This is a genomic window from Saccharopolyspora sp. (genome assembly GCF_017434145.1).
In the GTDB taxonomy this organism is placed as follows: Bacteria; Actinomycetota; Actinomycetes; order Mycobacteriales; family Pseudonocardiaceae; genus Saccharopolyspora_C; species Saccharopolyspora_C galaxeae.
Genome location: NZ_JAFRFW010000809.1, coordinates 1 through 5337, shown reverse-complemented (window position 1 = coordinate 5337; position 5337 = coordinate 1). Strand labels below are relative to the sequence as shown.

The following is a 5337-nucleotide window of genomic DNA, read 5'->3' as shown; positions in this document are numbered from 1 at the left end:
CGCATCCGCGGCACTGCGGCGTGGCTGTGGCTCGGGCTCACCTGCGCCGTGCTCGGTGTGGTGATCGCGGCCTGCTTCGCGATCGAGCCGGCCGCCGCGCCCGCGGCCGGGATGCCGCAGGGCGACGCCGGTATCGGGATCACCGGAGCGGCCGCGTTGCTGTTCTTCGGCTTCCTCGGATTCGAGCGCCTCACCGCACCCTCGGAGGACCGGGACCGGCAACGCGGCGTCGTCGTCCGATGGGGGACGTCGGCGGCGTTGATCGTTGCCGCGGTGCTGATGTGCGTGCTGGCCTTGGCGCTGCTGCACCAGCTCGGCCCCGCGCGGCTGGCGCTTTCGGACCGGCCGCTGCTGGACGCGCTGGACGCCGCGGGTGCGAGTGACCTGCGGCGACCGGTCGGGCTCGGCGCCGGCCTCGCGATGCTGCCGGTGCTGCTGGCGCTGTTGGAATCGCTGCGTTCCACCGCGCTGTCGGTGCAACGCGAAGGCGACCTGCCGCGGGTGCTGGCCCGCGACGGCCGCTACGGCACGCCCTACCTGCTGGACCTGGGCTGCGGGCTGCTCGCCGCGGCGGTGTCGGTGCTGGTGCAGCCAGCGGCGGCGATGGCGTTCGCGGCGTGCTGCCTGCTGGTGCACCATGCGCTGGCCAACGCCGCGGCCCGGGTGCTGCTGGCGAGCGAGCAGGTGTGGCGGATGCGCTCGGCCTGCCTCGGCATGGGATTGGCGGTGATCCTGGCCATGAGCATGTCGATCCATGCCATGCTCGCAACGTTGGTGGTGGTCATCGCGGGTCCGCTGGCCGCGGGCCCGATCGCACGGCGCTGGAGATGACGAATGCTCGAAGGCAGTCCGGAACGCGGGAAGTCCGGCATCGCGCAGGCGGAGTGGCCGCCCGGCGCGGAGATCCTCTACCGCTTCTGGCGCCTCGACGGGTCGCTCGGGACCGTGCACCCCGCGCGGGTAGTCGAGGACGCGCCGGACCGGACGCTGTGCTGGGTTCCCGCGGGCACCCCGATCCGCATCACGACCTCGCCGGACGGGCGCAAACCCCGGGAGCTGCCGATGCACGAGCGGTTCTCCGGCGTGCGCGTCCCAGCGCTGTCGGTCTGGCACGGCACGCCCACGCTGCGGATGGTCTCCGCGTGGCACTGGTCGTCGGTGTGGTGGTTCTTCGAGCCGGACGGGGAGTTCCGCAACTGGTACGTGAACCTGGAGGTCCCGCTGGGCCGGGACGACACCGGTGTGGACCGCGTGGACGGGGTGCTGGACCTGGAGGTCTTCCCCGGCGGCCGCTGGGCGTGGAAGGACGAGGACGAGCTGGCGCCCGCGCTGGCCGCAGGCCGCATCGACGAGGCGCACCTGCGCCGGTTGCGCTCCGAAGGGGAGCGGATGGCGGGACTCGCCGAAGCGGGCCGGTTCCCGTTCGACGGCAGCTATTGCGACGCCCGGCCCGACCCGTCCTGGCCGCTGCCCACGCTGCCCGCCGAACTCGTGCGGTGATCGGAGCCGGTCGGCGATTCCATCGCGGGTCCGGTTTCACCGCGACGTACGGGTGACAGTTACAGCGCGAGGAAGAAGAACAACCCGAACAGCGCCGTGAGCGCGGCGATCCCGCCGACGCTGCCGCCGCGCAGATCCTTCGGGAAGAACGAGTGGTGCTTGCCGTACCACCAGAAACCCCAGAACGCGACGGCCGCCACGCCGACGACCGCGCCGAACACTCCCAGCCACGCGTAGCCCCACAGCACCAGGAGCCCGCCGCCCAACGGCATCAGCAGTCCGAGCGCGGCGGCCAGCGCGTCCTGCTGCACCGTCGTCGGCCCGGTCGTCGCGGGCACGTCGTTCTGATGGGTCATGCCGACATCATAGAGCGTCGCCGTGAAGGGTTGGCGCGGATTCTTCCGGACAGTTCTGCGGCACCGCCGCGGATCGATTCGCCACCGGGGCGGCACGTCCGATCGCGGTCCGTTCCCGGGCCAGGAAACTCTGCTGCTGCTGCGGGAAAACTCGGAGGCCCGACCGCTGCAGTCCCGGTATCCACTGCTCGCAGGCGCGCGATACGGTTGCGCCATGAGCGAAGACCTCTCGTTTTCCCGGTTCCCCAGTTCGCGTCCGGCCACCGACGGGCAACGGGCCGAGGTACTGGCTAACCCGGGTTTCGGGAAGTTCTTCACCGACCACATGGCGACCGTGCGCTACTCCGCCGAGCGGGGCTGGCACGACGCGCAGGTCGAGGCGTACCACTCGCTGGAGCTGGACCCGGCGACCACCGTGCTGCACTACGCGCAGGCGATCTTCGAGGGCCTGAAGGCGTACCAGCAGCCGGACGGCTCGGTCGCCGCGTTCCGCCCGGAGGCCAATGCCCGCCGCTTCCAGCGCTCCGCGCAGCGGCTGGCGATGCCGGAGCTGCCGGAGCAGGTGTTCCTGGACTCGCTGCGCGAACTCGTCGCCATCGACCGGCGGTGGGTGCCGGAGGCGGGCGAGAGCTCGCTGTACCTGCGGCCGTTCATGATCTCCACCGAGGTCAGCCTCGGGGTGAACCGCCTGGCCAGTGAATACCTCTACGCGCTGATCGCCTCACCGGCCGGTTCCTACTTCGCGGGCGGGATCAAGCCGGTCACGGTGTGGCTCAGCCACGAGTACGTGCGGGCCGCGCCCGGCGGCACCGGCGCCGCGAAGTTCGCGGGCAACTACGCGGCCTCGTTCGCCGCGCAGGCCGAGGCCGTGGAAAACGGCTGCGACCAGGTCGTCTGGCTGGACGCGGTGGAGCGCCGCGCGGTCGAGGAGATGGGCGGGATGAACCTGTTCTTCGTGCTCGGCTCCGGCCCTGGCGCGCGGCTGGTCACCCCGGAGCTGTCCGGCAGCCTGCTGCCCGGCGTGACCCGGTCGTCGCTGCTGGAGCTCGGCGCGGACCTGGGCTTGCAGGTCGAACAGCGGCGGATCACCACCGACGAGTGGGAGAAGAAGGCCCGCTCCGGCGAGCTGACCGAGGTCTTCGCCTGCGGCACCGCCGCGGTGATCACGCCGGTCGGGCACGTCAAGCACCAGGAAGGCGAGTTCACCATCGCCGACGGCGAGCCCGGCCCGGTCACGATGCGGCTGCGCGAGCGCCTAACCAAGATCCAGCAGGGCGCGGAGCCCGACGAGCACGGCTGGATGACCAAGCTCGCCTGAGCGGCCCCGGACCCTTCGCACGGCGCCTTTCCGCTGGTCGGAGAGGCGCCGTTGCTTTCGTCCCGGGTCGTTGTCGGGGGTGCGGAGTAGCTTGCCGGTGAGGCACATCACTCACTGGGGAGCAACCATGCCGAACGCACTACTGATGATCGGAACCCGCAAGGGGCTTTGGCTGGCGCGGCGCACCGGATCGGGCTGGGACGTGACCGGACCGCACCTGCCGATGGCCGAGATCTACGCGGTGGCCGTGGACACCCGGCGGCGCGCGCCGCGGCTGCTGGTCGGCGCGTCCAGCACGCACTACGGGCCGAGCGTGGTCACCAGCGACGACCTCGGTGCCAGCTGGCAGGAGCCGGACGCGGCGCCGATCGCGTTCCCCGCCGACACCGGCGCGGCGCTGGAGCGGGTGTGGCAGCTCGCGCCCGGGCCGGTGGACCAGCCCGAGGTCGTCTACGCGGGCACCGAACCCTCCGCGCTGTTCCGCTCGGAAGACCACGGCCGGACCTACGAGCTGGTCCGCGGGTTGTGGGACAACCCGGACCGGGAGCACTGGACGCCGGGTTTCGGCGGGATGGCCGTGCATTCGGTGCTGCCGCATCCGCACGACCACCGGCGGGTGGTGGTCGCGATGTCCACCGGCGGCGTCTACCGCACCACCGACGGCGGCGGGAACTGGGAGGCGAGCAACCGCGGCGTGCGGGCGTACTTCTTCCCGGAGGACGAATACCCGCGGTTCGGCCAATGCGTGCACAAGGTCGCGCAGCACCCGGCCAAACCGGAGCGCTATTTCCTGCAGAACCACCACGGCGTGTACCGCAGCGATGACGCGGCCGAGTCCTGGCAATCCATCGCCGACGGCCTGCCCAGCGACTTCGGGTTCCCGATCGTGACGCACCCGCACCGGCCGGACGTGATCTACGGCTTCCCGCTGACCGCCGACGCAACGCGCTACCCACCGGAAGGCCGGTGCCGCGTGTACCGCAGCGAGGACGCGGGTGATTCGTGGACCGCGCTGTCCGAGGGCTTGCCGGAGCGGTTCTGGTCCGCGGTGATGCGCGATGCGCTGTGCGTGGACGACGCCGATCCGGCAGGCGTGTACTTCGGTTCCCGTTCCGGTGAGGTCTTCGCCAGCGCCGACGACGGGGACAGCTGGGAACGGGTGGCGGACCACTTGCCGGACGTGATGTCGCTGCGCGCGGCGGTGTTGTGAGTCCTCGCAGGCGTTTCGCCGACCTGATCGATCGCGGCCGACGGGGCATACGTCAGAAAGCGCGGTCACACCGGCAAGGGGCAGCGAGGAAGCCGCTGAGATTCCGCTACCGGCACCGCTACGCAAATCATCCTGAAAGAACTTCTTAGAGATCCGGAACCTTCTCGAGGTGATCACGATGCAGGTGACGTTGGTGTTGCCGCGGATGTTGCAGGACAAGGCAGGGGGAGTCGCGCGGCTGGACCTCGACCTGGACGGCGACCCGACGCTGGACGGGGCGCTGGACGTGGTCGCGGCACGGCATCCGGCGTTGGAGCGGCGGCTGCGGGACGAGAGCCGCGCGCTGCGCCGTTACGTCAACTTCTACCTGGACGGGCAGGAGTGCCGCGGGCTCGCCGGGGCGGGTTCGCGGCTGCGGGAAGGCGCCGAGATCCAGGTCGTGGCCTCGGTCGCGGGCGGTTGATCGGCGCCGCTCAGCCCAGCGCGGTCACCGCGAGCACGACGGTGCAGCCCAGTTCGGCGGCGGCGCCGAGCACGTCGCCGGTGATCCCGCCGAACCTGCGGCGGGTGTGCGCGCTGAACGCGGCGAGCGCCGCTGCCGCCAGGACGACCGCGAGCGGGCCGAGCCATCCGAGGCCGTGCCACCCGGTTCCGGGCAGCCAGAACGCGGCCGCGGCGAGCAGCAGCCACCAGGCGACCACGGTGCCGATCGGCTGCGAGGACGCGACGAGCGCTCCCATCCCTTCCGGCCGCGCCGCGGGAATGCCGCGCCGGCAGCAGAGCACGAAACCGGCGCGGCCGACCGCGCAGGCCAGCACCACCGCGGCCCACCGGCCGGACGCGGCGATCTCCGCGAACGCGGTCGCCTGCACGCCGATCACCACGATCAGCGCGACCACGGCGAACGGGCCGGTTCCGCCGTCGCGCATCACGCTCAGCGCGCGTTCCGGCGG

At 71.7% G+C, this 5337-nt stretch carries 7 protein-coding genes; 5 read left to right on the top strand and 2 right to left on the bottom strand.

The features are described 5' to 3' along the window. Together IJH84_RS22000 and IJH84_RS21995 are read left to right on the top strand one after the other, a co-directional pair. The coding region (locus tag IJH84_RS22000) for an amino acid permease (protein ID WP_295148456.1) at positions 1–831 on the top strand (831 nt) is incomplete at its 5' end. Between the two features lie 3 nt (positions 832–834). Next, entirely contained in the window at positions 835–1500 is a 666-nt protein-coding gene (locus IJH84_RS21995; RefSeq protein ID WP_200071192.1) for a DUF402 domain-containing protein, read from the top strand. A 59-nt stretch (positions 1501–1559) separates the two neighbouring features. Here the strand turns inward: IJH84_RS21995 and IJH84_RS21990 are convergent, their stop codons facing one another. Then, positions 1560–1856, bottom strand: coding sequence for a hypothetical protein (locus tag IJH84_RS21990; protein ID WP_200071193.1), 297 nt, complete (start codon positions 1854–1856; stop codon positions 1560–1562). Between the two features lie 214 nt (positions 1857–2070). On the opposite strand from IJH84_RS21990, the gene IJH84_RS21985 reads away from it, so the two are divergent. From IJH84_RS21985 to IJH84_RS21975, 3 genes are all read left to right on the top strand, one after another. Beyond that, positions 2071–3174 (top strand): branched-chain amino acid aminotransferase, encoded by a 1104-nt coding sequence (locus tag IJH84_RS21985; RefSeq protein WP_295148448.1) that lies wholly within the window; start codon positions 2071–2073, stop codon positions 3172–3174. 127 nt (positions 3175–3301) lie between these two features. Then, positions 3302–4384: an exo-alpha-sialidase gene (locus IJH84_RS21980; RefSeq protein ID WP_200071195.1), complete on the top strand. Its 1083-nt coding sequence runs from the start codon at positions 3302–3304 to the stop codon at positions 4382–4384. A gap of 178 nt (positions 4385–4562) precedes the next feature. Next, positions 4563–4847 (top strand): MoaD/ThiS family protein, encoded by a 285-nt coding sequence (locus IJH84_RS21975; RefSeq protein ID WP_200071196.1) that lies wholly within the window; start codon positions 4563–4565, stop codon positions 4845–4847. Between the two features lie 10 nt (positions 4848–4857). Here the strand turns inward: IJH84_RS21975 and IJH84_RS21970 are convergent. Continuing rightward, positions 4858–5337 (bottom strand): adenosylcobinamide-GDP ribazoletransferase (locus IJH84_RS21970; protein ID WP_295148446.1); only part of this gene is annotated, 480 nt, incomplete at its 5' end.

What these genes read in the sequence shown, in the direction of transcription:
- IJH84_RS21985 (WP_295148448.1), top strand. Translation starts at nt 2,071, where the DNA reads ATGAGCGAAGACCTCTCGTTTTCCCGGTTCCCCAGTTCGCGTCCGGCC.
- IJH84_RS21980 (WP_200071195.1), top strand. Translation starts at nt 3,302, where the DNA reads ATGCCGAACGCACTACTGATGATCGGAACCCGCAAGGGGCTTTGGCTG.
- IJH84_RS21990 (WP_200071193.1), bottom strand. Translation starts at nt 1,856, where the DNA reads ATGACCCATCAGAACGACGTGCCCGCGACGACCGGGCCGACGACGGTG.
- IJH84_RS21975 (WP_200071196.1), top strand. Translation starts at nt 4,563, where the DNA reads ATGCAGGTGACGTTGGTGTTGCCGCGGATGTTGCAGGACAAGGCAGGG.
- IJH84_RS21995 (WP_200071192.1), top strand. Translation starts at nt 835, where the DNA reads ATGCTCGAAGGCAGTCCGGAACGCGGGAAGTCCGGCATCGCGCAGGCG.